This window comes from Streptomyces sp. NBC_01481 (assembly GCF_026339995.1).
Taxonomy (GTDB): domain Bacteria; phylum Actinomycetota; class Actinomycetes; order Streptomycetales; family Streptomycetaceae; genus Streptomyces.
The window spans coordinates 390,594-416,896 of record NZ_JAPEPT010000002.1; the positions used below are offsets into that span (position 1 = coordinate 390,594).

21 protein-coding genes, 1 tRNA gene and 2 pseudogenes are annotated in these 26,303 nt (G+C 65.4%); 14 read left to right on the top strand and 10 right to left on the bottom strand.

The features are described from left to right. Positions 1-522: 522 nt before the first annotated feature. Together OOK40_RS12265 and OOK40_RS12270 are read left to right on the top strand one after the other, a co-directional pair. Positions 523-1,485 carry an ArsA-related P-loop ATPase gene (locus tag OOK40_RS12265; protein ID WP_266479886.1) on the top strand — a complete coding sequence of 321 codons (963 nt, stop codon included), beginning with the start codon at positions 523-525 and terminating at the stop codon, positions 1,483-1,485. Continuing rightward, on the top strand, positions 1,482-2,753 hold the full coding sequence (locus OOK40_RS12270) for an ArsA family ATPase (RefSeq protein WP_266479889.1): 1,272 nt from the start codon (positions 1,482-1,484) through the stop codon (positions 2,751-2,753). The genes OOK40_RS12265 and OOK40_RS12270 overlap by 4 nt, the downstream gene beginning before the upstream one ends. An 80-nt stretch (positions 2,754-2,833) precedes the next feature. On the opposite strand, the gene OOK40_RS12275 is transcribed toward OOK40_RS12270, so the two are convergent. Continuing rightward, a complete protein-coding gene (locus OOK40_RS12275; protein WP_177149633.1) occupies positions 2,834-3,178 on the bottom strand; it encodes a WhiB family transcriptional regulator in 345 nt (114 codons plus the stop codon). Between the two features lie 394 nt (positions 3,179-3,572). On the opposite strand from OOK40_RS12275, the gene OOK40_RS12280 reads away from it, so the two are divergent. Then, the gene (locus OOK40_RS12280) at positions 3,573-5,804 is read left to right on the top strand and encodes a transglycosylase domain-containing protein (RefSeq protein ID WP_266479897.1); all 2,232 of its coding nucleotides are present in this window, start codon (positions 3,573-3,575) and stop codon (positions 5,802-5,804) included. A gap of 97 nt (positions 5,805-5,901) precedes the next feature. Here the strand turns inward: OOK40_RS12280 and OOK40_RS12285 are convergent, their stop codons facing one another. After that, positions 5,902-6,366: a GatB/YqeY domain-containing protein gene (locus OOK40_RS12285; protein ID WP_266479899.1), complete on the bottom strand. Its 465-nt coding sequence runs from the start codon at positions 6,364-6,366 to the stop codon at positions 5,902-5,904. A gap of 174 nt (positions 6,367-6,540) precedes the next feature. On the opposite strand from OOK40_RS12285, the gene mptB reads away from it, so the two are divergent. From mptB to OOK40_RS12310, 5 genes are all read left to right on the top strand, one after another. Further along, on the top strand, positions 6,541-7,977 hold the full coding sequence (gene mptB, locus OOK40_RS12290) for a polyprenol phosphomannose-dependent alpha 1,6 mannosyltransferase MptB (RefSeq protein ID WP_266479901.1): 1,437 nt from the start codon (positions 6,541-6,543) through the stop codon (positions 7,975-7,977). 67 nt (positions 7,978-8,044) lie between these two features. After that, entirely contained in the window at positions 8,045-9,361 is a 1,317-nt protein-coding gene (locus tag OOK40_RS12295) for a glycosyltransferase 87 family protein (RefSeq protein WP_266481618.1), read from the top strand. Beyond that, positions 9,256-10,182 (top strand): metallophosphoesterase, encoded by a 927-nt coding sequence (locus OOK40_RS12300; protein ID WP_266479903.1) that lies wholly within the window; start codon positions 9,256-9,258, stop codon positions 10,180-10,182. The genes OOK40_RS12295 and OOK40_RS12300 overlap by 106 nt, the downstream gene beginning before the upstream one ends. An 89-nt stretch (positions 10,183-10,271) precedes the next feature. Further along, a tRNA-Pro gene (locus OOK40_RS12305) sits at positions 10,272-10,345 on the top strand. 529 nt (positions 10,346-10,874) lie between these two features. Continuing rightward, positions 10,875-11,027, top strand: coding sequence for a hypothetical protein (locus OOK40_RS12310; RefSeq protein WP_266479905.1), 153 nt, complete (start codon positions 10,875-10,877; stop codon positions 11,025-11,027). A 135-nt stretch (positions 11,028-11,162) separates the two neighbouring features. Here the strand turns inward: OOK40_RS12310 and xerC are convergent, their stop codons facing one another. The 3 genes and pseudogenes from xerC to OOK40_RS12325 form a co-directional block, all read right to left on the bottom strand. Then, entirely contained in the window at positions 11,163-12,221 is a 1,059-nt protein-coding gene (xerC, locus tag OOK40_RS12315; RefSeq protein WP_323136053.1) for a site-specific integrase, read from the bottom strand. A 249-nt stretch (positions 12,222-12,470) separates the two neighbouring features. Continuing rightward, positions 12,471-12,680, bottom strand: a complete 210-nt coding sequence (locus OOK40_RS12320; RefSeq protein WP_266479907.1) for a helix-turn-helix domain-containing protein — start codon at positions 12,678-12,680, stop codon at positions 12,471-12,473. Positions 12,681-12,860: 180 nt separating this feature from the next. Then, positions 12,861-13,481, bottom strand: a pseudogene (locus OOK40_RS12325) (DUF3631 domain-containing protein); the annotation flags it as partial. 67 nt (positions 13,482-13,548) lie between these two features. Between OOK40_RS12325 and OOK40_RS12330 the strand changes: the two are divergent. Next, on the top strand, positions 13,549-14,514 hold the full coding sequence (locus tag OOK40_RS12330; RefSeq protein ID WP_266479909.1) for an XRE family transcriptional regulator: 966 nt from the start codon (positions 13,549-13,551) through the stop codon (positions 14,512-14,514). Positions 14,515-14,566: 52 nt separating this feature from the next. Here the strand turns inward: OOK40_RS12330 and OOK40_RS12335 are convergent, their stop codons facing one another. The 4 genes and pseudogenes from OOK40_RS12335 to OOK40_RS12350 all read right to left on the bottom strand — a co-directional run. Beyond that, the gene (locus tag OOK40_RS12335) at positions 14,567-15,229 is read right to left on the bottom strand and encodes an MAE_28990/MAE_18760 family HEPN-like nuclease (protein WP_266479911.1); all 663 of its coding nucleotides are present in this window, start codon (positions 15,227-15,229) and stop codon (positions 14,567-14,569) included. Between the two features lie 11 nt (positions 15,230-15,240). Then, on the bottom strand, positions 15,241-16,386 hold the full coding sequence (locus tag OOK40_RS12340) for a DUF262 domain-containing protein (protein ID WP_266479913.1): 1,146 nt from the start codon (positions 16,384-16,386) through the stop codon (positions 15,241-15,243). A gap of 1 nt (position 16,387) precedes the next feature. Next, positions 16,388-17,668, bottom strand: a complete 1,281-nt coding sequence (locus OOK40_RS12345) for a DNA methyltransferase (protein WP_266479914.1) — start codon at positions 17,666-17,668, stop codon at positions 16,388-16,390. 694 nt (positions 17,669-18,362) lie between these two features. Further along, a pseudogene (locus OOK40_RS12350) lies at positions 18,363-18,785 on the bottom strand (tyrosine-type recombinase/integrase); the annotation flags it as partial. A 108-nt stretch (positions 18,786-18,893) separates the two neighbouring features. Here OOK40_RS12350 and OOK40_RS12355 point away from each other — a divergent pair. The 5 genes from OOK40_RS12355 to OOK40_RS12375 all read left to right on the top strand — a co-directional run bounded on the left by OOK40_RS12355 (position 18,894) and on the right by OOK40_RS12375 (position 26,005). Further along, a complete protein-coding gene (locus OOK40_RS12355) occupies positions 18,894-19,349 on the top strand; it encodes a hypothetical protein (RefSeq protein ID WP_266479916.1) in 456 nt (151 codons plus the stop codon). 8 nt (positions 19,350-19,357) lie between these two features. Next, positions 19,358-21,181, top strand: a complete 1,824-nt coding sequence (locus OOK40_RS12360; RefSeq protein ID WP_266479918.1) for an alpha/beta hydrolase — start codon at positions 19,358-19,360, stop codon at positions 21,179-21,181. 81 nt (positions 21,182-21,262) lie between these two features. Then, positions 21,263-21,724 carry a hypothetical protein gene (locus OOK40_RS12365; RefSeq protein WP_266479920.1) on the top strand — a complete coding sequence of 154 codons (462 nt, stop codon included), beginning with the start codon at positions 21,263-21,265 and terminating at the stop codon, positions 21,722-21,724. Between the two features lie 191 nt (positions 21,725-21,915). Then, entirely contained in the window at positions 21,916-24,129 is a 2,214-nt protein-coding gene (locus OOK40_RS12370; RefSeq protein ID WP_266479922.1) for a tetratricopeptide repeat protein, read from the top strand. A gap of 625 nt (positions 24,130-24,754) precedes the next feature. Further along, positions 24,755-26,005, top strand: a complete 1,251-nt coding sequence (locus OOK40_RS12375; RefSeq protein WP_266479924.1) for a hypothetical protein — start codon at positions 24,755-24,757, stop codon at positions 26,003-26,005. On the opposite strand, the gene OOK40_RS12380 is transcribed toward OOK40_RS12375, so the two are convergent. Continuing rightward, entirely contained in the window at positions 25,929-26,294 is a 366-nt protein-coding gene (locus OOK40_RS12380) for an NADPH-dependent FMN reductase (protein WP_266479925.1), read from the bottom strand. The two genes, OOK40_RS12375 and OOK40_RS12380, sit on opposite strands and share 77 nt — an antisense overlap. Positions 26,295-26,303: the final 9 nt, after the last annotated feature.

Genomic DNA, 26,303 nt, shown 5'->3' on the forward strand with positions numbered 1-26,303 from the left:
TCTCAACCGCACAGGCTGGACCGACGCCTCACTAGCCGTGTTCGTGGCACCAGCGCACCGCGCGGGCCTCGGTCTACTCGGGAGCTCATACGGCTCGGGGGCAACAAGAGGTCACCGTGCGGAGGGCTCGCACCACCAACACCAACGAGTGATCAAGCGAGTAGGTGTTGACGCTTCATAGGTGCCGAGCGTCGTCGCTCTGGCTAGAGGCATCGAGGCCAGGTCCAGCGGAGACGTCCGCTCGGCGCCCATGGAACATCGCCACCCACTGCGTCAGTGGTGGCGGCCGCGGAGGCGCCGGACGCCGCCACTCTTCACTCAGGCGTTCACGCCGGGTTGAGCGAAGGCATCCGTCCGGTGCCCGTGCAGCCACCACCACAAGCGCAAGGCCCGCCCGCACGCTCTAACCAGAGGCTTCACAAGCCCAGCTCGAATCAGGCGTAACGGACCTCACTACTCGAACACCCCGGCTACCCCACCCGGAGCCACCGGAGTGCTTAAGAAGGAATTAGGCTCGAATACGTGAGCAGGCTCCAGGTCGTCAGCGGCAAGGGTGGTACCGGTAAGACGACGGTGGCCGCCGCCCTCGCGCTGGCCCTCGCAACCGAGGGAAAGCGCACTCTCCTTGTGGAGGTCGAGGGCAGACAGGGCATCGCACAGCTCTTCGAGACGGAGGCGCTTCCTTACGAGGAGCGGAAAATCGCCGTCTCGTCGGGCGGCGGCGAGGTGTTCGCGCTGGCCATCGACGCCGAGCGCGCGCTCCTCGACTATCTGCAGATGTTCTACAAACTGGGCACCGCGGGACGCGCGCTCAAGAAGCTCGGCGCGATCGACTTCGCGACAACCATCGCGCCCGGTGTCCGCGACGTACTGCTGACCGGCAAGGCTTGCGAGGCCGTACGCCGCAGGACCAAGCAGGGCCCCTACGTCTACGACTACGTGGTGATGGACGCCCCGCCCACCGGCCGCATCACGCGCTTCCTCAATGTGAACGACGAGGTGGCGGGCCTGGCCAAGTTCGGCCCGATACACAATCAGGCCCAGGCCGTGATGCGCGTGCTCAAGTCCCCCGAGACCGCGGTCCATCTGGTGACGCTCCTGGAGGAGATGCCCGTCCAGGAGACCGCGGACGGCATCGCCGAGCTGCGCGCCGCCGACCTGCCCGTCGGCAAGGTCATCGTGAACATGGTGCGCCCCCACATCCTCGACGAGGAGGCGGTGCGCGACGCCGCGGGCGACCGGCGCGCGGACATCGCCAAAACGCTCACGGCGGCGGGCGTCAGCGGCTCGGCAAAGCTCGTCACTCCGCTCCTGGAGCAGGCCGCCGACCACGCCCAGCGCGTGGAGCTGGAGCGCGAGCAGCGCGCGGCACTGGCCGGCTTCGGCCTGCCCACGTACGAACTCCCTCTGCTGAGCGAGGGAGTCGACCTGGCGGGGCTCTACCGGCTGTCGAAGGAACTGCGGAAGCAAGGGACCGGCTCATGACCCTGGACGCGGCGGCCGCTCTGGAAGTCGACCCGCTGATCGACGACCCCGCGACCCGCATCATCGTGTGCTGCGGCGCGGGAGGCGTCGGCAAGACCACGACCGCCGCGGCCCTCGGTGTACGGGCGGCGGAGCGCGGTCGCAAGGTCGTCGTCCTCACCATCGACCCGGCCCGCAGGCTCGCCCAGTCCATGGGCATCGACTCCCTGGACAACACCCCGCGCCGGGTCAAGGGCATCGAGGGCGAGGGAGAACTGCACGCCATGATGCTCGACATGAAGCGGACCTTCGACGAGATCGTCGAGGCGCACGCGGACGCCGATCGGGCCCGGGCGATCCTGGAGAACCCCTTCTACCAGTCCCTGTCGGCCGGTTTCGCGGGCACGCAGGAGTACATGGCGATGGAGAAGCTGGGGCAGCTGCGCGCCCGTGACGAGTGGGACCTGATCGTCGTCGACACTCCGCCCTCGCGCTCGGCGCTGGACTTCCTCGATGCGCCCGGGCGTCTCGGGTCCTTCCTGGACGGGAAGTTCATCAAGCTGCTGATGGCGCCGGCGAAGATGGGCGGCCGGGCGGGGATGAAGTTCCTCAATGTCGGCATGTCGATGATGACGGGGACACTCGGCAAACTGCTCGGCGGTCAACTCCTGCGCGATGTGCAGACGTTCGTCGGCGCGATGGACACCATGTTCGGCGGCTTCCGCACCCGCGCCGATGCCACCTACCGGCTGCTGCAGGCGCCCGGTACCGCCTTCCTGGTGGTGGCGGCGCCCGAGAGGGACGCGCTGCGGGAGGCGGCGTACTTCGTGGAGCGGCTGGCGGCGGAGGAGATGCCGCTGGCCGGTCTGGTGCTCAACCGGGTCCATGGCAGCGGCGCCGCCCGCCTGTCGGCCGAGCGGGCGCTGGCGGCCGCAGAAAATCTTGATGAGGGCCGCATTGTGGATCAAAGGTCCGGGAAGACTGGTGTTCGTGACTCCACGGCCGCCTCTCCCGATTCCCAGCCCGTGGACGACACCACCCCCGAGGAACACACGCCCGCGGACCACACCACAGAACAGCTGACGGCGGGTCTGCTGCGCCTGCACGCCGAACGGATGCAGGTGCTCGCGCGCGAACAGCGCACGCGCGACCGTTTCACCGCGCTCCACCCCGAGGTGGCGGTGACCCAAGTGCCCGCCCTGCCCGGCGATGTACACGATCTCGCGGGGCTGCGGGCCATCGGTGACCGGCTCGCGACCGGCGGTTCCGCTCCGGCCGGAGCTGTGTAATCGGACGCCGTGTACACAGACACAGACGCCGTGAAGACAAGCGCCGCCTAAGAAGCGCCGTATAAACAAACAGCGGTGGGCTACCCCACCGCCGCGTACGTCTCGTATGTCTCGTCGTCGTCGAGGCCCACGGGCAGGATGCCCGCGCTGCGCTCGTACTCCGTACGCGCGGTCTCGAGCAGCCTGCGCCATGAGGTGACCGTGGGACGCCTGCGCAGCAGTGCGCGCCGTTCCCGCTCGGTCATTCCACCCCAGACGCCGAACTCGACGCGATTGTCGAGCGCATCGGCCAGGCACTCGGTCCGCACCGGACAACCGGTGCACACCGCCTTGGCCCTGTTCTGCGCTGCCCCTTGTACGAACAGTTCATCCGGATCGGTAGTGCGGCAGGCTGCCTGCGCACTCCAGTCGGTTACCCAGCCCATGCCGGCGCCGTCCTCTCCCGAATCGAGGCTCCCCCACGGCGGCAGCGGCATATTCACCGCTGCCAGTTGAGGACGTTACGGAAGGTGGGCACAGCGCAACACCCCCTTCGGGCCCAATCTTGAATGGCCCGAACGGACTATGCGTACGCGGCAGATCACCCAGGGGAGTGAGCTGAGGGCATACGTCACTATCCCGACAAAAAGGGACAGATTAGTTGAGTCACAACGGACGTCGGGCGACGCATGAGGCGGATTCGGACAGCAGCCCGCCGGCTTCGGGTACAGCGGGAATCCGGGAAGGCCTTGATGCAGAACCGCACTGCTGTGACAGTTGTGAGCAGCTTAGGCCAAGGCCTATACGCGTGTCCGGCGAATGAGAACGTAGGCTGCCCCCATGCCAAAGAAGCGCTCCGGCGGAGGTCTGACAGGGCCCCAGCAGGCCGCCAAGTTCCTCGGTGTCAGCGTGCTCTCCGGAGCCGTGCTGGCAGGCATCGCCCTGCCCGCCGTCGGTGCGCTGGGCCTCGCGGCCAAGGGAACGGTCAAGGGATTCGACGAGATCCCGGCCAATCTCAAGACTCCGCCGCTGAGTCAGCGCACCACGATCCTGGACTCGCAGGGCGGGCAGATCGCCACGGTCTACTCACGCGACCGCACGGTGGTGTCGCTCAAGGACGTCTCCCCGTACATGCAGCAGGCGATCGTCGCGATCGAGGACTCACGCTTCTACGAGCACGGCGCGATCGACCTCAAGGGCGTCCTGCGCGCGCTCAACCGCAACGCGCAGTCGGGCGCCGTCTCCCAGGGCGCCTCGACCCTGACCCAGCAGTACGTGAAGAACGTCTTCGTCGAGGAGGCCGGCGACGACGCCGACAAGGTCGCCCAGGCCACCCAGCAGACGATCGGCCGCAAGATCCAGGAACTGAAGTACGCGATCCAGGTCGAGGAAGAGCTGGGCAAGAAGAAGATCCTGGAGAACTACCTCAACATCACCTTCTTCGGGCAGCAGGCGTACGGCATCGAGGCCGCCTCCAAGCGCTACTTCTCCAAGTCCGCCAAGAACCTGAAGCTGGAGGAGGCGGCGATGCTCGCGGGCATCGTGCAGTCCCCCAGCCGCTACGACCCGGTCAACGACACACAGGAGGCGACCAAGCGTCGCAACACCGTGCTGCAGCGCATGGCCGACGTCCACGACATCACCCAGGCGGAAGCGGACAAGGCGAAGGCGGCGCCGATCGGTCTGAAGGTCAGCAAGCCGAAGAACGGCTGCATCACGGCCGTCAACGGCGCGGGCTTCTTCTGTGACTACGTACGCGAGGTGTTCCTGTCCGACCCGGTCTTCGGCAAGACCAAGGAGGACCGGGCCAAGGTCTGGAACCAGGGCGGCCTGACGATCAAGACGACGCTGGACCCGCAGGCCCAGAAGTCGGCCCAGAAATCGATCAAGGAACACGTCTACAAGACGGACCAAGTCGCCACCGCAGTGACGATGGTCCAGCCCGGCACCGGCAAGATCGTGGCGATGGGCCAGTCCAGGCCGTACGGCTTCGGCAAGACCGAGACCCAGATCAACTACTCGGTCAACCAGGGCATGGGCGGCTCGAACTACGGCTTCCCGGTCGGCTCGACCTTCAAGCCCTTCGTGGCGGCAGCGGCGATAGAGCAGGGCAAGCCGCCGACGCAGGTGTATCCGGCGCCTTACGAGATGCCCTACCCCTCCCAGGTGGCGACCTGCAGCGGAAAGCCGTGGGTCAACCTCGGCAACCAGCGGCTGGAGAACGAGAACGAGAAGGAGGTCGGTCCGTACGCCCTCAAGGAGGCGATGGCGAAGTCGGTCAACACCTACTTCGTTCAGATGATCGCCGACATCGGTCTCTGCCCGGTCATGGAGATGACGCAGAAGCTCGGAGTGGTGCAGGGCAACGGCAAGAAGCTCCCCGAGGAGCCCTCGCCGCTGACCCTGGGCTCCACCGGTATCTCGCCGCTGACCATGGCCAACGCGTACGCGACCTTCGCCAACCGCGGCACGTACTGCACCCCCACCGCGATCGAGTCGATCGAGACGGCCGACCGCAAGAACCTCGAGGTCCCGAAGTCCACCTGCGGCAAGGTCATGTCCGAGCAGACGGCGGACACCATCAACACCCTGCTGCGCGGAGTGATCGACTCCGGTACGGGTCAGCAGGCCGGTCTCCAGAGCCGTGACAACGCGGGCAAGACGGGTACGACCGACGGCCGCAGGAACGCCTGGTTCGTCGGCTACACCCCGAACCTGTCCGCCGCCGTCTGGGTCGGCAGCCCCACCCAGCAGGTGAAGATGGAGCGCATCTACATCGGCGGCGAGTACCAGGACAAGGTCTTCGGCGGTCAGGTCCCCGGACCCATCTGGCGCGACGCGATGACCGGGGCCCTGGAGGGCAAGGAAGCGCCGCCGTTCATCACCGTCCCGATCCCGGACCCGCCCAAGCAGAAGCCGGAGAAGCCGGAGGGCGGCAAGCCCGGTGACCACCGGGGTCAGGACAACGGCGGGCAGGACCCGTTCCCGGACATCTCGATCCCGCCGGACCTGATCGGCGGCGGGAACAACCGCGGCCAGGGGAACGGCGGGACGACCGGCGCATTCCCGTAGGAAGTCAGCAGCAGTCGCGTAGAGGTAGTCATGTACGAACCGAGGGGACCCGGCCGGGCGGCCGGGTCCCCTCGGTCGTGCTGTGTCTGTGCGCGGCTCAGCCCGCGAGGAGCTGCTTCACCGCGGCGGCCACCCGGCCGCCCTCGGCACGCCCCGCCACCTTCGGGTTCACGATCTTCATGACGGCCCCCATGGCCCGCGGCCCCTCGGTGCCGGCGGCCTTGGCCTCCTCGACGGCCTGCGCCACGATCGCGCCCAGCTCGTCGTCGGACAGCTGCTGGGGCAGGTACGCGTCGAGCAGCACGCCCTCGGCCAGCTCCCGCTCGGCCGACTCGGTCCGACCACCCTGCTGGAACGCCTCGGCAGCCTCGCGGCGCTTCTTCGCCTCCTTGGCGATCACCTTCTGCACCTCGTCGTCGGAGAGCTCGCGCGCCGTCTTGCCGCCGACCTCCTCCTTCGTGATCGCGGTGAGGGTCAGCCGGAGTGTGGAGGAGCGCAGTTCGTCGCGCGCCCTGATGGCGGCGGTGAGGTCTTCCTGGAGCTTGGACTTGAGGCTGGTCATGGGGTCCAGTGTGGCAGGTGGGTCGATGTCCCTGCCCGTGCATTTCGCGGCGGCGGCCCGGACAGGCCGCGGAACCCCTCGTGCGTATGTTTGTAAGACTGCCGACATATGGCGGCCGCACGATGGCGATGACGACGTCGCCTTTCGGACACCGCCCGTTGACACGCTGCCCAGATGCTGGTGCTCCCCGTCTCCGTCGACACCCGCCGCTGCCAACTGCTCGGCCTGGTGGGCTCGGCAGCGCTTGCCGCGGGTGGCGTGACCGCCGGCGCCCTGCCCGTACGGAATGCTCTCGCACCGGAGTCGGGCCGGGCCGCCCTCGGACTGGTCGCCGCGTACTTCGGACTCGTCCTGCTGGTAGCGGCCTGGGCGCTGCTGGGGCGGGCGGTCCGCGGTCCCAAGCCGCCCGGGCGGCGCACCCTGCTGCTCACGCTCGGGCTGTGGGCGGCCCCGCTGCTGCTTGCGCCGCCGCTGTTCAGCCGGGACGTGTACAGCTATCTCGCGCAGGGCGCCATGGTCGACGCGCAGATCGACGTCTACACGCACGGGCCCTCGCGGCTCGGCGGACCGCTGCCCGCCGAGGTGGCGCCGCTGTGGCAGCACACCCCGACTCCGTACGGACCGCTCTTTCTCGCCTGCGCCCGCGCCATCACCGACTTCACCCGCAGCGAAGTATTCACCGGCGTGCTCGGGATGCGGCTCGTCGCCCTGCTCGGCGTCGCCGTGATGGTCTGCTGCCTGCCCGCGCTGGCCCGGCACTGCGGGGCGGACCCGGCAGCCGCGCTCTGGCTCGGGGCGCTCAATCCGCTGGTGCTGCTGCATCTTGTCGGCGGTGCCCACAATGACGCGATCATGCTCGGCCTGCTGGGCGCCGGTCTGGTGGCGGCGCTGGGGCGCTGGCCGATCGTCGCGGTCGTCCTGGTCACGCTCGCGGCCCTGGTGAAAGCGCCCGCCGCGCTGGGGCTGCTGGCCGTCGCCCTGCTCTGGGCCCGGCAGCTAGACGGCCGTACGCCACGGGTGAGGGCCGCGGCGGCGGTCCTGGGGATCAGCGCCGCCACCACGGCGGTGACCACCGCCCTGACCGGCACCGGATACGGATGGATAGGCGCCCTGGACACCCCGGTCTCGCCGCAGAACTGGTCGCTCACCTCCTCCCTCGGCCGTATGACCGGCGCACTGCTGGAAAACGCGGGCAGCGGGCTCGCCCAATTCGCCGCGCCCGCCTGGCACTTGGCGGGCCTCGGCGCCACCGCCCTGGCCGTACTGCTCGCTTGGCGGCGCCACCACCGGCTGCGCCCGGTGTACGCACTCGGGCTGAGCCTGATCGCGGTGGCCGTCCTCGGACCGGCGATAAGGCCTTGGTACGTGCTGTGGGGGCTGTTCCTGATAGCCGCGGCCGGACCCGACAGTTGGGTGCGCCGGACGGTCGCCGTCGCGAGCGGAGTCCTGGCCCTGGCCGTACTGCCGAGCGGCTTCGCGCCCGAGGGACCGCAGGTGGCGCTGGCGACCTGCGGCGGAGTCCTCGCCGTACTCGCGCTGTGGTGCGCCCACCGCATGACGGAGCGCGCCACGGCCCGCGCCGGGACGGACCCGCTGGGGAGCACCGCATGACGAAGAGGCCGGGGAGCCGCCGGACGATGCCAGGGAGCGCCACATGTCGATGACCAGAGCCACGGCCATGACCTGGCCGACGACCACGCGCGGACGGCTGTCCCTCGTCGGGGGGCTGGCGGCCGCCGTCGGACTCTTCCTGGCCACGGTCCCGCTGCATCGGGACTGGTTCGACCTCGGCGTGTACTACGGAACCGTCGAGTCGTGGACCGACGGCGGACGCATCTACGACTATCTGGTCCCGGGGACGCACTACGGCTTCACCTACCCGCCGTTCGCCGCCGTGTGCATGCTCCCGATGACCCTGGTCGACTGGCAGAGCGCCGTCGCGATCAGCGTGCTGCTCAACCTCGCGGCGGCCGGAGCGGTGCTGTACTGGTCGGCCGGAACCGTCGTCCGGCGGCAGGGCTGGAGCCGGTGGTTCACCTTTGCCGTCGCGGGCTGTCTGTTCGTCCTGCTGGAGCCCGTCCGCGACACCTTCAGCTTCGGCCAGGTCAATCTGCTGCTCCTCGCACTCGTACTGTCCGACGCCTGGCTCCTGTCCACGGGCCGCGGCCGCTTCGCGGGCTTCGGCATCGGCCTGGCCGCCGCGATCAAGCTCACCCCGGCCGTCTTCATCGGCTACCTCCTGGTCACCCGCCGCTGGCGAGCCGCCGCCACCGCCACGGGCGTCGCGACCGGCGCCACACTGCTCGCCATGTGGGTGGCGCCCGACGCCTCGCGGGTCTACTGGACCGAGGCGATGTGGAACACCGACCGGGTCGGCTCGCTCGCGTACGTCTCCAACCAGTCCTGGCAGGGAGTCGTCGCCCGGCTCTCGGAATCCGACGCCCCCAGCCGCACGGTCTGGGCGCTCGGCGTGATCGTGATCCTCGGCCTGTGGGCCTGGCGCGCCCGCCGGGCCGTGGCCGCCGGAGACGAACTCGCGGGCTTCGCCGTGACCGGCCTCACGGCCTGCCTCATCAGCCCGGTCACCTGGGTGCACCACCTGGTCTGGGTGTTCCCGGCACTGGCCGTCCTCATCGACGCGGGTCTGCGCCTTCAGAGGGGTGACCCGAGACGGCGCCGCCTGCTGCGCTGGGCGGGCGGGATCTACGTCATCCTGTGCAGCAGCGTCGTATGGCTGTGGAGCTGGGACGCTACGGGCATCGACGGCTTCCTCGGCAGCAATACGTACGTCTGGATCTGTCTCGGTCTGCTCATCGCGCTTCCCCTGCGGGAAGGGGCGGCCGCCGCCCGCCCGCTCCCCCACCACGCCGGGTCTGCAACGATGGGCGCATGCGCGCACGCTACGGAGTACCCCTGGGAATCACGGCAGTCGGCGCGGCAGGCCTCGCCTACGCCGCCGGCTTCGAAGCCCGCTCCTTCCGCCTCCGACGGCTGACGGTCCCCGTCCTGCCGCACGGGATGCGCCCGCTGCGCGTACTCCAGGTCTCCGACATCCACATGGTGTGCGGCCAGCGCAAGAAACGGACATGGCTCCAGTCCCTGGCGGGCCTGCGCCCGGACTTCGTGGTCAACACCGGCGACAACCTGTCCGACCCGGACGGCGTACCCGAGGTCCTCGACGCGCTGGGCCCGCTTCTCGAGTACCCCGGTGTCTACGTCTTCGGCTCGAACGACTACTACGGCCCCACGCTCCGCAACCCGGGCCGCTATCTGATCGAGAAGGCCCAGGGCCGACACGGCCTGAACGGCAACGCCCCGGCAGTGGGCGTGGTCCACAACCCGTGGGAAGAGCTGCGCGACGCCTTCGACACGGCGGGCTGGGTGAACCTGAGCAACAGCCGCGGCAGCCTGAAGCTCGACGGCTACGAACTCGCGTTCACGGGCCTCGACGACCCACACGTCAGGCGCGACCGCTACGACCGCGTCGCCGGCGGCCCGGACACGGCCGCCGACCTCTCCCTGGCCGTGGTCCACGCCCCGTACCTGCGCACGCTCGACGCTTTCACGGCGGACGGCTACCCCCTGATCCTGGCGGGCCACACCCACGGCGGCCAGCTGTGCATCCCCTTCTACGGCGCCCTGGTCACCAACTGCGACCTGGACACGGCCCGCGTCAAGGGCCTCTCGACCCACCAGAACGCCGGAAACGTCTCCTACCTGCACGTCTCGGCGGGCTGCGGCACGAGCCGCTACACGCCCGTGAGGTTCGCGTGCCCGCCGGAAGCAACGCTGCTCACACTGGTGGCGCGGGACTGAGGCGGCCCCGGGAGATGCGCGAAAACCGGATTTCGTCCAGGGGCGCGGGTGGGCTAAAGTAATCGATGTCGCCGCGACAGCGGTGACATCGGGGTGTAGCGCAGCTTGGCAGCGCGCTTCGTTCGGGACGAAGAGGTCGTGGGTTCAAATCCCGCCACCCCGACGCTGGTCAGAGGGCACATACGGAGATCCGTATGTGCCCTCTGTCGTGCTCGGGGGGCCAAACAGGGGGCCAAACGAAGTTGATCAGGCCACGGCGCTGCCTCTCCTCCCCCCTCCCTTGATCATCTTCGGAGGTGTCGTCCATCGCCTCGCCCCCTCCGTGGAGCCCGGTCGAAGCAGTCGACCATCTGCTTCCGCTGGGGTACGAAGCGACCAGAGCGACGCACGCCCCGGACAGAGGTGCACAACCCGACGTGCAGATGGACGGAGCACGTCCGAACACCCTGTAACGTGATATCCGTTCGTGCCGCGCAACGCGGTGCCTCATCTGTGTCCGTCAGTGGTCTCTTAGACGGGCAGGGCTTCAAGTCGAACATTTGAAAGAAAACGGAAAGCAGAAATCGAGGGCGACATGGCATACCCATGGCTGCTCCGGGATGCTTTCCTGCGCTCGGACCAGCCTGATGAGCTCCGGTCCGAGCAAGTCCGTTCGGATCGGCCCTGCACGCTAGGAGGGGATCCGAGCACGGATGAAGGAAAAGATCATTGCAGGACTGGCCATTGCCGGGCTTGTTCTGTTCGGAATTCAGTACCTGGCTCACGGTGTGAGCGACGCGGCTACCGCCACCTTCGACACCCTTACCGAGGTACGTGAAGCCTGGCACGATTTCCACAGCGACTGACCCATGAGAAGCCCCCTCGGAGTCATCTCCTTGGGGGCTCTCTTCAGTCCGCGGTTCGGACCGCGTGCGGCACTGGCCAAGCTGGAGTAGGCCACGACACGCCGACGGACGCTTCTGCGAACGCAATGGCCGCTTTCATACCTGAGGCCGAACCGAGGGCCAAACGAATTTGATCAGGCGCGCGTCGCCCTCTTCCTCGTCTTCCGTATCTTCCCCTTCCTGATCTTCAGCGAAGATGTCGTCCATCGCTTCGGCACCCTTCGTGATCACGGGCCGGAGCTGCTTGCGGTAGACAGCCTCCGTTGTGGCCTGACTGCTGTGCCCGACAAGCAGAGCGATCGCCTCCAGAGGGATGCCGTGGTCGGAGAGCAGGGACACGAAGCTGTGCCGCAGCTCCCGCGGCGTCCACTCGGGCTTCAGCCCCGCCTTCTTCACGATGGCCTTGAAGTCGCGCCGAACGTTGGCGGCATCAAGCGGTTCGCCGTTCCGCGTCGTGAAGACAAGGCCGGTCGGACTCCACTCCTTCCCCTTCGACGCGCGCTCCTGCTTCTGCCACCTCAGATGCTCTTCGAGTACGTCGACCACCTGCTTCGGCAGAGCAATGGTCCGTCGGCTCTTCCTGGTCTTGGTCTCGCCGTGCTTGCGCACCGAGCGCCATACGGCGACGTGCGACGGAACACCGTCCTTCGTTTCCAGGAAGACGTGATCCCAGGTGAGGGGCCGCGCCTCTTCCGTGCGAACGCCGCTGAGGAGCGAGAGAACGAGGTAGGCGTACAGTCGCGATCCACGCGCAGCAGCGAGAACAACCTTCGCCTGCTCCAAGTTCAGTGCCTTGCTGGGACGGCCGGGGCGACCCTCGGGCACGCTGACGAGAAGGGCGACATTACGCACAGCCATGTCCCTGCGCTGAGCGTGCGCGATAGAGCGGCGCAGGATGGCGAGCAGGTCGCGAAGGCTCCGTGTCGCGAGAGCTTCGGCCCTGTCGTCCAACCAGTCGTCAACGTCGTCCGCGCTGAGTTCCCTCAGCTTGGCCTTTCCAATGAGCGGGATCAGGTGCTTGCCCGCCATCGTGCGGTTCTTGCCGACAGTCTTCGCGTCCCGTCCCTTCAGACCTCGTTCCAACCAGTCGCTCACTGCTTCCATCACGGTGTAGTTGGCAGGCGACTTGACACCAGTCTGTACCTCCTTCTTCAAGTCCCTGATTTTCTGGCGGACTTCGGTCTTCGTCTTGCCGTACACCTTCGGTCGACGGCGCTTGCCATTCGGGGCGTGGCCAGTGAGACAGCCCCCACATAGCAGTTCTTCGCCGCGTCCCAATAGATCGTGTCCTCACCGTGGCCTGCCCTTCGGGCGCGCTTCGCGGTCTCGGTCATGCTGTGTTGTGCCTCCAAAGACCAGGGCCGCACCCTGAAGGTGCGGCCCTGGTGAGATAGGTGGGGGAGTTCAGGCGGTGGCTTCTGCCTCGCGCTTGAGGAGTTCGACGTACTGCGCGATGTACTCAGGCGGCACGAGTCGACGACGGCCGATGCGAACTGTCTGCAGTCGCCCGAGCCGTATCTCCTCGTAGACCATCGAGCGGCCAATCCTGAGAGCTTTTGCGGCCTCTTCGGGCCTGTAGAGGAGCTGTTCAGCAGGTGCTGTGGCCGTGCTCATGCGGTGATGCCTCCTCGGCGGGGAGTCGCGGACGCTCGGCCCCCTCCCGTCAGGGCCGCTACATCCGCTACGCCGCTACATCGCAGGTCAGCGGCGTGTTTTGTGTAGCGGATGGATGGGCTGTAGCGGCTACGACCGTTCGCGGGGGACCAGCCGTAGCCGCTACATCTCGGTTTGCCGCTACAGATTCAGGGGCTCTGAGCTGGGCTGTAGCGGTGTAGCGGATGTAGCGCCCGGTGGGGGTGGGCAGTAGCGGGCCCACGCGTCTTCGAGGTCCTTGGCGAAGAAGCCTTTGAGGACTCCACCGGCGGTGCGGATGTTGCGGGAGCCGATGGGCTCGTTGTCCGCCGTCATGTATTCGCTGAGCATCTTGGACAGTCGCCGGTTGTCGAGCGGCCGTCCGTTCAGGTCGGCCCACGGGGCGTCGTCGAGAGTGTTGAGGCGGTCGAGGATGGCAACGGTGGGCAGCTTGTCGACGCCGATGAGGACGTGGTCTCGCAGGTCTGTCAGCAGCCGCACGCCGAGGCTGCCCTTGTCGTTGGCCTGGGAGGCCTTGACTAGGGCCGCGCAGGCTTCGCGAGCCCGGCGGGGCCAGTTGCCACCGACGGCGTCCGCGACGGCGAGGAGGGGTTCCCATACATCGCCGGGGCGGTCGGTGACGCCCTCGGGCATCTCCGGCCATGCGCCCATGACCCAGCCTCGGGCCTGCTCGGCCCATGCGGCGAGACGGTCGCGCAGCGCGTTGCCTTCTTCTTCGTGCAGGCGGGCGCGGAAGGGCTCGACCTTCTCGTTTCTCGCCCTGACGCATGCGCTCTTCCCAGCCCCATCGCGCCGGGATGGACACAAGGAGATCTTGGCAGCGAGCGGCATGGAGACGCTGGAGATCGTAAGCCGACTGAACCGGTCCGACGTCGACAACGCCACGCTTGATGCCCTGCGGATCACGACGGACCGGCTCTCCTCGGAGTACCCGTTCATGCCGAGCGAACAACTCCTCATCGAGGGGCGCCAATGGCTTCGCCGCGTCGTCGACCTCCACACGAAAAGCCTCACGCTCGCCCAGCACCGCGAAGTACTCGCACTGTCCGGCTGGCTCGCTCTACTGGTCGGTTGTGTCGAGTACGACACCGGCGAGCGTCACGCCGCTGAGTCGACGCGCCGCGCCGCACTCTCCCTCGCCAACGAGGCTGAGCACGCAGAGGTGGCCGGGTGGGCGCACGAGATGCGGGCATGGTTCGCGCTCACGACCGGCGACTATCGCGGCGTCATCGCGGCAGCGCAGGCCGGAGCGGACACAGCACAGCACCACGGCGTTGCCGTGCAGCTTGCCGCACAGGAAGCCAAGGCGTGGGCGCGGCTCGGGGACCGCCGGCAGGTTGAGGTAGCACTCGACAAGGGACGGCGAATGCTCGAAGCGATGCCGCACCCCGAGAACCTGGACAATCACTTTGTGGTGGACCCCGCCAAGTTCGACTTCTACGCGATGGACTGCTACCGCCTGGTCGGTGAGGACAAGCTAGCGCGCACGCTCGCCGAAGAAGTGCTGAGGGCGGGAACAGACTTCGACGGAACCGAGCGCTCACCGATGCGCAACGCGGAAGCCCGCGTCACGCTGGGCGTCACGGCGGCACGTGAAGGCGACTTGGAACAGGCGCTCAGCATGGGTGAGCGCGCCCTCGAAGGCGACCGGCAGTCGGTGCCGTCGCTCATCATGACCAGCCGCGAACTCGCTGCCGAGATGCGGCACCGTTACGGCTCCGAGCCAACGGCACAGGACTACCTCGCACGTCTGCATGCGCTAGCCGAGCAGAAGCCTGGGTTCATGCCTCGCTAAGCCTCGACACGCTAGGAGGGGAAGGAGAGTACCTAACTCTTAGGGGGAAATTTTAGGTGGCTGCCCTGAACCATTGTTCCGACAAAGCTTGAGTCAGGACGCGGGCGAGCCCATTCATGAAGCGTTCACACCTCTTTAGGTGTTCGGAGAACATTCCTTCCGGGATGTTCTCCTTACGACTTCCATGTGCGATGTCGTTGCGAACCCGCTTCACGAACTCAATGGAGCTGTACTGATCATTAGCCACGCGATCCACAGGAATTGCCAAGTTGACCAATGCCCGTTTCAGAACATCAGATCCTAGATTCATTTCCATCGACGCTGCCACTTCTGCGGCTATAGAAATCGGCCCATCGGAAAGCTCTTGGAGCTTACGCACGAAAGCGACTTGCTGTCGCGCACGTGTGGCCAACTTGCCTTCCCCATCCCTGGGATCTGCTCCCCTGCGCAGGCCATCGAACTCAGCGGCCAAAGCCGCTGAGAGGAGCTCGGGCCGGAGGTCCTTAGCGGCTATCGCCTGCGCGTTGATCGCCTTAATATACAGCGCCAAGGCGTTGCGCGTGAACCCCTCAAGATGAGCGTACTGCATCACAAGAATGGCACGGAGAGAATAGACAGAAGCCTCTCCGGCCTTTTTGTCCCCAAGAAGATGGTTCACCAGGTGGCGGATCTCATCCAACCGCCAACTCATGTCATCTTCGAGCTCAGCACGCATCTCGGAGACGTTCAACTAAGGGCTCCAGTGAAACCGTCAGCAAAGAACCCTACGCGCGTACGGAGAGAAATCCGATCATTCTTGCCGCCCCCCGTTGCCGCCCTAAAGGAAGGATCAGATTTACCTTTTCGTACGACTTCAGCCAAAAAAGAGATTTGGCCAGTATCTTCAGGATCGATGCGATCCAGAACCTTCTGCAGGCCCAGGACTATGCCTTCGAAATGGTATACAGAAAATTGCCAACGAGGCTCTCCTGTACGCGCATCCACGGTTCCGAAGATCCTCGGTCCGATATCGAGGTGATCCGCCATCTTCTTGATGATATCGAAGGTTTTCTCGAAGGTAGCCTTCTCGGTTTCATAGTCAAACGTCTCGGCACCAGTTGGATCTGATACAGCTTCCATGTAGTCGGTCATGAAGTCTGCGATGTCATGACGGTAGCCAGCGCCAGCATTCTTGAAGGCGAAGAATCGAAGGATTAGCTCCTGATCGAATTTTTCGTTCCGCGACTTCTCTGTCAGCGTTTCCACGCCGAACTTGAAATCGTCATTTCGAGAAAGGTCAATGATGAATTGATTGAAGCCGTTCGACAGTAGGCGAATTGTAGCGTTACGCACTTCATGCTTCGAAAGGTTCTCACCACCGGTGTTCAAACGCTTGAACATGTAGTAACGGAGTCTTGGGTCACTCTCCTTTCGCAAAATCTCCGCACGGATGTAACTGCGCTTGATCTTGATCTCCAGGGCTCGGGGGAGGTTGGCGAAGGTTCGCCCATTGAGCTCAGGAACGATGTCACAGTCCGAGAGAACCAAAGGCTTCAACTTCTTGCCTTCGAGGATGAGTTCGCCCCTAAAGTGCAGGTAAGTTGAGAGCCGCTGAAGGCCATCAATAAGTTCGTAAACGCGATCCTCTCTTTCAATTAGGAAGATCGGAGGAACTGGAAGTTCCAACAAGAGGGATTCGATGAAACGAGACTGCGCTCCTTCGGTCCAGCGAAACATTCTTTGAAATTCTGGGTCAATAATGAGCTCGTCTGAATCATACATATCGACAAGTTCGTTGAACGAAAAGTCATTGCTCTTCGTTCGGATGGCGGTGATCTTTCTGTCAACCGCTTGGATCAATTCTTCCGCCGGTGCATCCCCACCCGAAGCCACTTCATCCCCTTCTCAAGGTGATAACTGATTCTGCGACGTTGCTCTTCTTGTATGCTCGGGCCGGAGTGTTCAACGTGACTAGTGACCGCCGAACAACAAACTGCTCGCGCTCTTCCAGAACCCACCCCCGAGCGGCTGCCTCATCTATGCAGATTTCTGCAAGTGGAACAGGGACATCCTTGTAAAAGGAATCCTGTACCACTAGATGCACAAGAGCCCTTTCCTTACATACGCGCGAAATCTCGTTAAGGCCATCGGTCAAGTCAGCCAGGTACTGCTGGGCTTGCTTCAGGTAGTAGCCCGACGATGCCTTGCTATCATGGCCGGAAATGTTTACCAGGAGTTCCTGCGCGACAGGACTGAACTGGCGTGAAAACGTCTCACCCTTACGGATCAACGTTGTCCCCATGAGGCTCGATCTAAGAGACCTGTCGGCACTGATGTCATGCCCCAAGATAGCCAATTCGCGCGCATAAGCGACAGCGTAGTCAATCCGCGTGAGGTAGGGCGGAGACGTGAGAACTACGTCGACGGAATTACTACGCAGAGGCAATGAATCCGAGGAAGCGGTCAGGATTGTCGTGCCGACCTCGGGGCGATCTTGAGTTGCTATGCGCGAACGCAGAGCTTTCTGCTCGGTCAGCAGAAAATCATCAAGCTCGCGTGCTGGAATCCGAATGCGATCCTCTGGGGATTTGGATCGCTTCACCCAGGTGGGATTGCTGCCCTCGAATTTCTTCGTGACTCTACGAATAACCCGGAAGACGGCCACAGCACCGACGGCGTTCAGAGATCCGTCAGCATTTCGAAGCGCGGTTGTCCAGTCCCTAAACCTTCTCGCGGTACCGTCACTGAACCAGGCGTTAAGTGGGTCACTGGCTTTGTAGAACCGTCGGCCGAATCCGGGGGGCGGAGCCTCGGTGAGCTGGGGTTTTAGGCACGTCTCTCCCCGCAATCGCGCGATGACGTTTGCTACAGGGTTGCGATCCACCCCGATCGATCGGATGCCCAGCGACTGCGCAGCAAGCGTGGTCGTGCCGCTGCCGTTCCAGGGATCGAGGACCGTCATGTCACTACCGACGTGCGAGCCGTCCCTGCTGAGCTGTTTGGTTGCCCACTCGAATGCGAAACCTGCGTAATAGGGGAACACGTCTGCCATGCCGGCGGTCTCAACTGCTGGCCTCTTCGGCGACAGGACGCCACGCTCACTTGGCGAGCCGTGGAAGAGGCCCGGCAACGCCTCCTGTTCGGCTGCTGCGAGACTGGGCGTCGAACTGTCCACGATCCTTCTCTCAAGATCCTTGCGGGCTGGTACCGCGACAGTCTACGAGACAGCTTCAGTCGAGCGCGGCATCATACCTTGCTCTTGTGTCCAAGCAGGCTCAGGCCGAAGTGCTTCGCCCCTCGTCTGCCGTGTGACTCCCGCCTGGAGTTCTCGACTCCCTGCGTCGACAAGGCCAGTGGATCGAGCAGGCGTCCCCAACGAGAACCAGGGCACTATGTTTCCCCGCGCGGATGAACCCCTGCTGGTGGTTGCCACAGGGCTGTTGGTGCGACAGAGGCGTCGCCGTCGGCTGGGAGAAAACTCGGACAAGCTCTCGAACTCCTGCGAGTGACAGCAGGTGGTGCCGCCAACGTCCCAGGCAGGGCAATGCCGAAACCCTTACCTGTCTCACCCCCCGACTGAACCGAGGTGGGAGCCAAACGGGGGGCCAAACGGGGCGGGCGCACCACGACCGTCCCGGACAGTCATGGACTGTGCTGGAGGGGAGCGAGCAGGTCAGCGGCCTGACATCAAGGTGACGAGGGTCCTGATCGCGTTCGGGACGAAGAGGTCGTGGGTTCAAATCCCGCCACCCCGACAGCGAAACAGCAGGTCAGGGCCGGTTTTCCTTTACGGGAAACCGGCCCTGACTCGTTGGCCGGGGCTTCTGAGGAGTGAACGGGGAGTGGATCAAGGAACCACTCCCCAGTCATCACCCCTGACGCGCTCTCAGTAAGGCATCGAGCGCACGCACCGGGGACCGCGGATGCATGGCCAACCGTGCACCCAGCGCCTCCTCCCACTGTTCGGTCAGCTCGTCCATGAGCCGATTCCTCATCCGCGCGGTGATGTGTGAGTAACGCGCCTGAACCGAGCCGTCCTCGTGCCCCAGACGCTCATCCATGAGCTTGGGTGGGATCCCGAGCTCCTCCATGACCGTCTTGTGAGAGTGCCTGAGCCCGTGCGGGGTGAGGCACCGTGCGATGGGCAGCCAGCATGCGTCCGCGCGGCCCGAGGCATTCCGGCCCCGCGCCGGCACCCCCGGCCAGGGGTCCGCCATAACGGGTACAGGACGCGCCTCCTGCGGGGCCTTCTTCGAGTACCACCCCGTACGGGCCGGCTGGAACAGCCAAGTCCCGGGGCAGGTGCTCATTCGCATAGGCACAGGTACTCATGGGCTGTGTGCTGGTGCGATGTAGTGTTCTTGGCTGGAGTGATCCACAGGGGTAAACGGGGGCTACGCATGGCGTGGGACGAGTGGGAACAGATCAAAGCCGATGTGACCGAACGGCAGTCCGCAGCGATGCGGCTCAACCACGTTCCGGTTGAGCCCAGTTCCGGGCCCAGCGCCGTGACAGGCGGCCTGAAGTCCAGCAAGAAGGCGTGGGCCACGGCCGGCGAAGGGGTGGGCTCCCTTCGCCAGAGCATCGGCGGCGGGCTGACCAAACTGGAGGACGGCCAGGCAGGGCTCGGCGCAACCACGGATTGTCTGAGCGCGGCCGCGCAGAAAGACGTGTACGACTCCTGGAAAAAGTACGCCGAAAGCGTCAGCGAGCGGTGCGGCTCACTCCAGAGCATCCTGGAGCAGGTGGGCCGCGACCTGTTGACGTCCGATGAGGCGGTCAAGGGCGAGATGGGCAAGCTGAACCTCAAGTACGCGGACACGGACGCCGTCGGCGGCCAGGCGAAGGGCCGGTGACGGGCGGGATGGACTACGCCACCCTCAAGGCCTTCAAGCCCTCCGAGTACGAGGACGCCGCCGACGGATACCGCTCCATGGGCAACGTGGCCCAGGCAGCCAAGGATCGCGTCGAGAACACCGTGGCCGCAGGCATGCGCAAGACGTTGCAGGGTGAGGCAGCGGAGGCGGCACAGAAGCAGCTTCAAGCCCTGGCGAAGAACTTCCACTACATCCAGACCGAATGCGGCGTGATCAGCACAGCCCTCAACGGGTTCGCCTACGACATGGCGGCCGCCAAGCGGAAGCTGGACACGGCGATCGGGGACGCCCAGGGCTGCACGGTGAACGAGGACGGCTCGGTCACATATCCAGCAGGTAAGAAGCCCGGCGACGAGAAGGTCGCTGATGGCGGCACGGTGACGGGGAGTGCCGGAGGCAGCCCCACTTCCGATGCCCTGGAGCGCCAGGCGGCGAACATCCACCCGAACCCGAACTACGGCAAGGCGATGGGGTACGCGAACCGGATCGCCGACGCGCTCAAGGAAGCCACGGACGCGGACACGAAGTGGGCGCCGAAACTACAGGCCCTCAAGGCCGATGACGACCTGACAGTGTCCGCCCAGGACTGGACGGACGTCACGTCGGACACGGGGGGCGTGCGCGAGGCTGCCGATGCCTACCTCGACACGATCAAGCCACCGCCCAAGAACGACTCGCCCCAGGACAACGCCAACTGGTGGAACGGCCTCTCCCAGGAGCAGCGCGACGCCTACGTCTCCATGCACCCCGCGAGCATCGGAGCGCTCGACGGCCTTCCCTCCGCCGTACGCGACGACGCGAACCGGATGGTGCTCGCCGAGGCCCGAGGTGCCGCGCAGGTCGAATACGACACGTGGCTCAAGAAGCATCCGGAGCCCACGCGGCACACGGACTACATCAACCCCATGACCGGCACCATCATGAAGGGCGTCAAGGTCGACAGCGTGGCGTGGAAGGAATGGGAAGAAGCACGGAAGAGCGCCCACAAATCCATCGACGGCATGGATGCGATCCAGAACCGCTTCGACCAGACCGGCACGAAAGGACTGCCCGAGGCGTATCTGCTGGGCTTCAGCACCGAGGGCGACGGCCGCGCGATCCTCGCCAACGGAAACCCGGACACCGCGGATCACCAGTCGGTCTACGTGCCGGGTACGACGGCGGAGCTCGGAACGATCGAGGGCGACATCAACCGCTCGGTCAATGTGTGGAACTCGGCCGACGCCAAAGCCGGTGGTCAGTCCGTCTCCACCATCACCTGGCTCGGATACGACGCGCCTGATTCCGTACCCAAGGACGCCCCGTTCGAGCACTACGCGTACGACGGCGCACCGGCGCTCAACCGGTTCTTGGACGGCCTGGAAACGTCACACACCGGCGATACGGCACCGCACCGTACCGTGATCGGCCATTCGTACGGGACGACCCTGGTCGGCGCGGCGGCCGAGACAGGGGACCTCAACGCCGATGACGTCGTCTTCGCGGGCAGCCCCGGCGTCAAGGTGTCGGGTGCCGATGAGATGGATGTCCCCAAGGGCCATGTGTGGAACGAGGAAGCCAAGGGGGACGTGGTCCCGGATCTCGGCCGCTATGGACACGGCGGGGACGGCTTGAACTTCAGAATTCCCAGCGATGAGAAATTCGGCGCCAACCAGATGACCACGGACACCGAAGGCCACAGCGGTTACTGGGATGAGGGGTCGACAAGTCTGAAGAATCAGGCCCTGGTGGTAGTGGGGAAGGGCGATGAAGTGGACTTGAAGCCGCCGCCCAACCCATTGACGAGTGAAGAAGTAATGCGTTCGAAGTAGGAGAGCTCAGACGTGAAGACCAGAACGCGTGCCTTCGTGCTCGCCGTACCCCTTGTACTTACTATCCTGACCGGATGTGGCATGACTGACGACAAGAGCGATGGCGTCCCGTCCGCAGGCACGAGCACCTCGCGTGACGCCACCGACACGATGAAAAAGGTCTCCAGCGGTATCTACGACCTGATTGGCGTGAAGGGAAAGGCGTCAGAAAACCTTCCGGGAGTGACGGGCTGCTCAGGCAAGGACACAAAGACATACTTCCGCATCTTCCATCCGTGGAGCTTCACCCCCGCCTCGGCAAGCGACCTCGACGAAGCGATGGAGCGGCTCAAGAGAGAACTGCCCAAGCACGGGTGGGAGATCGTCGAATACGGACCGAATAACAGCAAGAACAGAAGCATCACCCTGACCGCCGACAACGACAAGAAGAAGGTCAGCGTCAATGTCATCAAAATGGCGAAGAGTGACCCGCCGATGCTGAGCCTGGACCTAGTGTCCGGTTGCTACAAGGTCCCGGACGGCGAAGAGGTCGAACACTACTGAGGGCTGGACGAGCAAGCTCTCACCCGCGCTGCGGACGTGCAGCGGGAGCGTGGCGGCCGGTGGCTCCAGGCCGGCGACCGGGTCCGCTGCGACAGGGTCGGGCGTGGGTTTTCCTGAGTCGAGCATGGGGCCTCCAGTTCCTACCGACCGCCGGTCATCGGGACGCTAGCAGGCACTACCCACGCCGCAGATTGCGCGGCACCGAGTCCCTGCTCGCTGCTCCCTCCGGGACGGTGCACGTGGTGTGCGGGATCGGAGGGTCCGGCAAGACTACGGTCGCACTGGCCGTCGCGGCGGAAGCCCGGGCTCGGGGCACCGAGGTGTGGCAGCTGTCCGCCGTGGACCCCGCTACGTTCGACGCTCATTTACGTGCTCTTGCCGTGCGGCTGGGTGTCGGCATCGAGCGGCTCAGGCTCGCCTGGTCGGGCTCGGCCGGTGACGCCCCCGACCTTGTGTGGGAAGCGCTGGAGCAACGGACGCGACCATGGTTGCTCGTCGTCGACAACGCCGACGACCTGGGACTACTGGCGGGCGCGGACGGCCACGTAGAGGACGGCAACGGCTGGATCCGCCGCCCGCCGACACCAGGACGGCTGCTGATCACCAGCCGCAACCAGAACCAAGAGGCGTGGGGGACCTGGGTGAGTCTGCACCCGCTCGGCGTTCTCTCCCGCCGGGCAGCGACAGAACTGCTCCTCGACCGGGCCCCTACAGCGGGAGCCGGAGCCCAAGCGGCCGCGCTCTCGGACCGACTCGGCCACCTGCCACTGCTGCTCCACCAGGCCGGTCTCTATCTCTCCCGTGCAGACCGTAATCCCCCGTGGCCTGGCGCGCCTCGCTGCCCTCGAACCTTCTGGGCGTATCGCATCGCACTCGGCGACCGCCTCAACGAACTGCTGGACAGCCCGACGGGCCAGCCATCGCACCTGCCGCGCCAACGAGCCACCGCGACATGGGAGGTCACCCTCGATCTCCTGGCCCGGCGGCAGCTGGGCCACACCCGGCCGCTGCTGCGGCTGCTGGCGCACTTCGGTGACGCACCCATCCCATACACGGAGGTGCTGCCCTGCTCGGCCCTTCACACCTCCCCGCTATTCCAGCTACAGCCCAGGGCCGATCTCCAGCAAGCGATCAACGCGCTCGCCGAATACGCCCTGGTCACCACCCAGGTCCCCGACAGCGACGCTGACGACCCGGCCGGTTACACAGTGACCCTGCATCCGCTTGTCGCCGAAGTCACCCGGCAACTCGACGAGGTCCGCCAGTGCCGTGGTGAGTACGTCGCGCTGGTCGCCCAGGGCCTGCAGGACGGTGCGGCCAGACATGACCCTCGCCGCCCGGCCGACTGGCCTTTCTGGCACCTCGCCACAGCCCATCTGCACCGTCTGCTTGAACAGGCGGGGGACGGGGACGTCGGTCCGGATGCGGAGACCGTGACCGTCGCGGCCATCGCCTGCATCGAGTACGCCAGGGACGCCAGCCTGCACGGCCTCGCAAAAGCCACGGTTGATCGCGCCACCGCAGTGTGCGCATCGCTGCCCTCCGACGGTCGAACTGCCCTGAGGCTGAGTCTCGAACGTGCGCGGCTCACCGACCTGGCCGGTGACCTCGCAGCGGCCGAGTCGGAGTACCGCGCACTGCTCGACATCCAGCGCCGGTTACTGCGCGACGCCGATCCCCATACCCTGTGGACCCAACATGCCCTGGCCCAGGTACTTGACCTGCGCGGAGACCTGGACGGGGCTGAGGCGGAATACCGGGCGGTCCTCGAAGGCCGCTCACGGATCCTCGGTACCGATCACATCGACACCCTGTGGACCCGGCACAACCTGGCCTGGATCGCTGGCCAGCGGGGCGACCTGGCGGTGGCCAAGGCGGAGTACCGGGCAGTGCTGGAGGACCGTTCACGGATGTTGGGCCGCGACCATCCCCACACCTTGCACACCCGGCATGCACTGGCGTGGGTGCTCGGCCAGCGGGGCGACCTGGCAGCGGCGGAAGCCGAGTACCGGGCAGCACTCGACGGCCAGACCCGGCTTCTCGGCGAGGAGCACCCGCACACCCGAAGCACATCCCGTGCTCTTGGTGACCTGCTGCGCCGCATCGAGGCCCAGCCTGCCACCGGAGCAGGTGACGAAGACCTGAACTGGTGGGGCTTCAGCGGGGGCGGCAGTACCGCGGTGTACCGTCCGCCGGGGTCTTCCGAAGCTCCCGGTGCAGCCGAACCGAATGTCGTCAATCGCCGCAGCCATCCTCACCTTCGAGAGGCAACGCTGAAAGAGCTCACTGATCCGTGCAAGTGCAGGCGCGCTCCAACGCTTCGGTGGGGCGGCGGGCTCCCTCCATCGCAGGTGCCGCTCAAGCTGAGGGCCGCTAGGAAGAACGCCCTCTCATCCATCTCTTGATCCTTTTAATTGGCCCGGGAGGAACAGAGGGCGCGGTCCGTGTCCGCCAAACCGCGTCCAGAGCCCTTCGGCGACGAGTTCGAACACCGATGACCGATCCCCATTCAGCTAGGGATCAGAAGGTCTCTGACATCCGCTGTTGACATCAACGACCCCGGGCAGGGGCGCACATGGGCACCCCTGTCCGGTCGTCACGACTGCCGAACCCAAGATCCACCTCTGCGCCCGATCGAACTCCTCAAGCGGATATCGAGCAAGGCGGGTGGTCATTCACTGGATGGAGTCCACGAACGCGTCCCAGGGGAGCCCTCGGGCTGATGGACCGTGCGGCGGGTTCGGCGACGCCCGCAGACCGGCCCCTGCCAGGAGGTCCGCATTCCTGGGTTGGTGCCAGGCTCCCTGCAACCGTTACTGCAACGGTTGTTGCTGGCGGCCATGCGCCTATGCGTACTTGTGTACACCCTTGGTTTGCCTTCTAGGTTGCGATGTCATCTGCAGCGCTCGGTCTGAACCTAGGGGGAGCAGGTTGAAGCCAGCATCAGAGGTACTGAAGGACCTCATACGGCCAACTAACGTCGCAGTCCACTCAAGCGGGGCGTTAGTTGGCGACGTAGATGCGGTAGCAGTGGAGGATGACAAGAAGCGCAGGGAGAGGGAGCTCGACGCGCTTCGTCGCAAGCCAGCCTTGCAGCCGCTAGCCGCGAAGGAGATCGGCTCCTTTCGGCTGACTCCATGGCACGTGCTGCACACGTTCGGACGGGCTATCGCTCTGGCTCGGAGAGGAGCCGGTCGTGGCCTTGCCGAACACTGGGGCAGCTTGAAGTACAGTCAGGCCCTTTTTGCGGGTCGGCCGGACGCGTACATGAGCCTTTCCGCCGAAGGCCGTGAAACGGCGGACTACTACAAGGCACTCCAGTCTGGCGAGCTTGGTGTCGGATTCGCGCTGTCGCTGGCCAAACACGTTTTGGGGCGGCGCTACCCTCACCACGCCGTATCGATCATTTCCGCGGACACGGTTCTTCGGGCTGGCTGGGCCCTGACCAGCCGGGACGCGGGGCATCGATCCGGCTACCGGTACCGTCCGCGGTTCTTCGCCGAGGTGTGGAAGCCGGGAGAGCCCTCGCGGGTCTTTCCAATCGAGTCCAAGGGGAACCACAGCAACGCTTCCACTTCGCACGACCAGCTCGCTTCTGCTTCAGCGCACGTTGAGGCGGTGCACATCGGATCCTGGAACGAGACGCCCAGTCTGCTTTTCAGCACTGAACTTCCCATGGAAGGACCGCTCACCGTGCACGGTCTACAGACACTCGGGAAGGGCGGCTTCCTGAGAGAGTCACTTGGCGCAGGCGACAGAGACTTGGATCATCATGTTGAGGAGTTGAACATCTATCCAGGGATACAGCCGCCGTCCGCAGACGGCGAGACTCCCTCCTCCGAGCCTGGCTTCCACGTCCAGCCAGAGCACTACTCCTGGTTTGGGCACGTCCTTGCCCGCACGTTTGCCGCTGGGCTCACTGCCTTCGCTGGCGATGGGGAGGCAACGGTGCGGTACCTCACCAAGCGTCAAGGCCAACGCCACTTCACGGGTTTCGCACACGCCGCGACCGGCAGTGTTCAAGATGCGCGGCAAGAGCTTTGCGGTATTCCGTTCGTCGGCACGGATCACGTCTTTCGCTTGAACCGGACACGTGTCGAGGCGTTCTCCGGCGTCGCCGAGCACCTCTACCGCCACCTGGAAGGGGGCCACGTCCAGAGGTACCGGGATGAGGTCTACGTCCGTCGTGACGCCTGGCCGCAAGCTACTTGGGATTCCAAGTGGGGAGGCCCCGTCTCAGTACATCCGGACGGATCTGCATTGGCCATGCGCGAGCTTTGACCGTGAGCAAGCCTGAGATGCGAGCACGACCAACAGATGCACTCCAAAGCTGACACCGCACTGTCGTGAGCGTGGGAGCAGTCTGGGAGAAGATGGTGTGGGCTTGGGTGTAGCGGCCGAGGGCAGGCGGCAGGGGTTCGTCGATCTGCCGCAGGTCGACCTCGGCCAGGTCGATGAGGTCGAACTGCGCGTCGGTGCGGCCGGCGGCTTGCTCCAGGACCCAGTGGGCGACGGCCTCGCCGACGCGTCCGGGGCGGGTGCTGGCCAGGATGATCGCGATCGTGCTCATCGGGGCTCC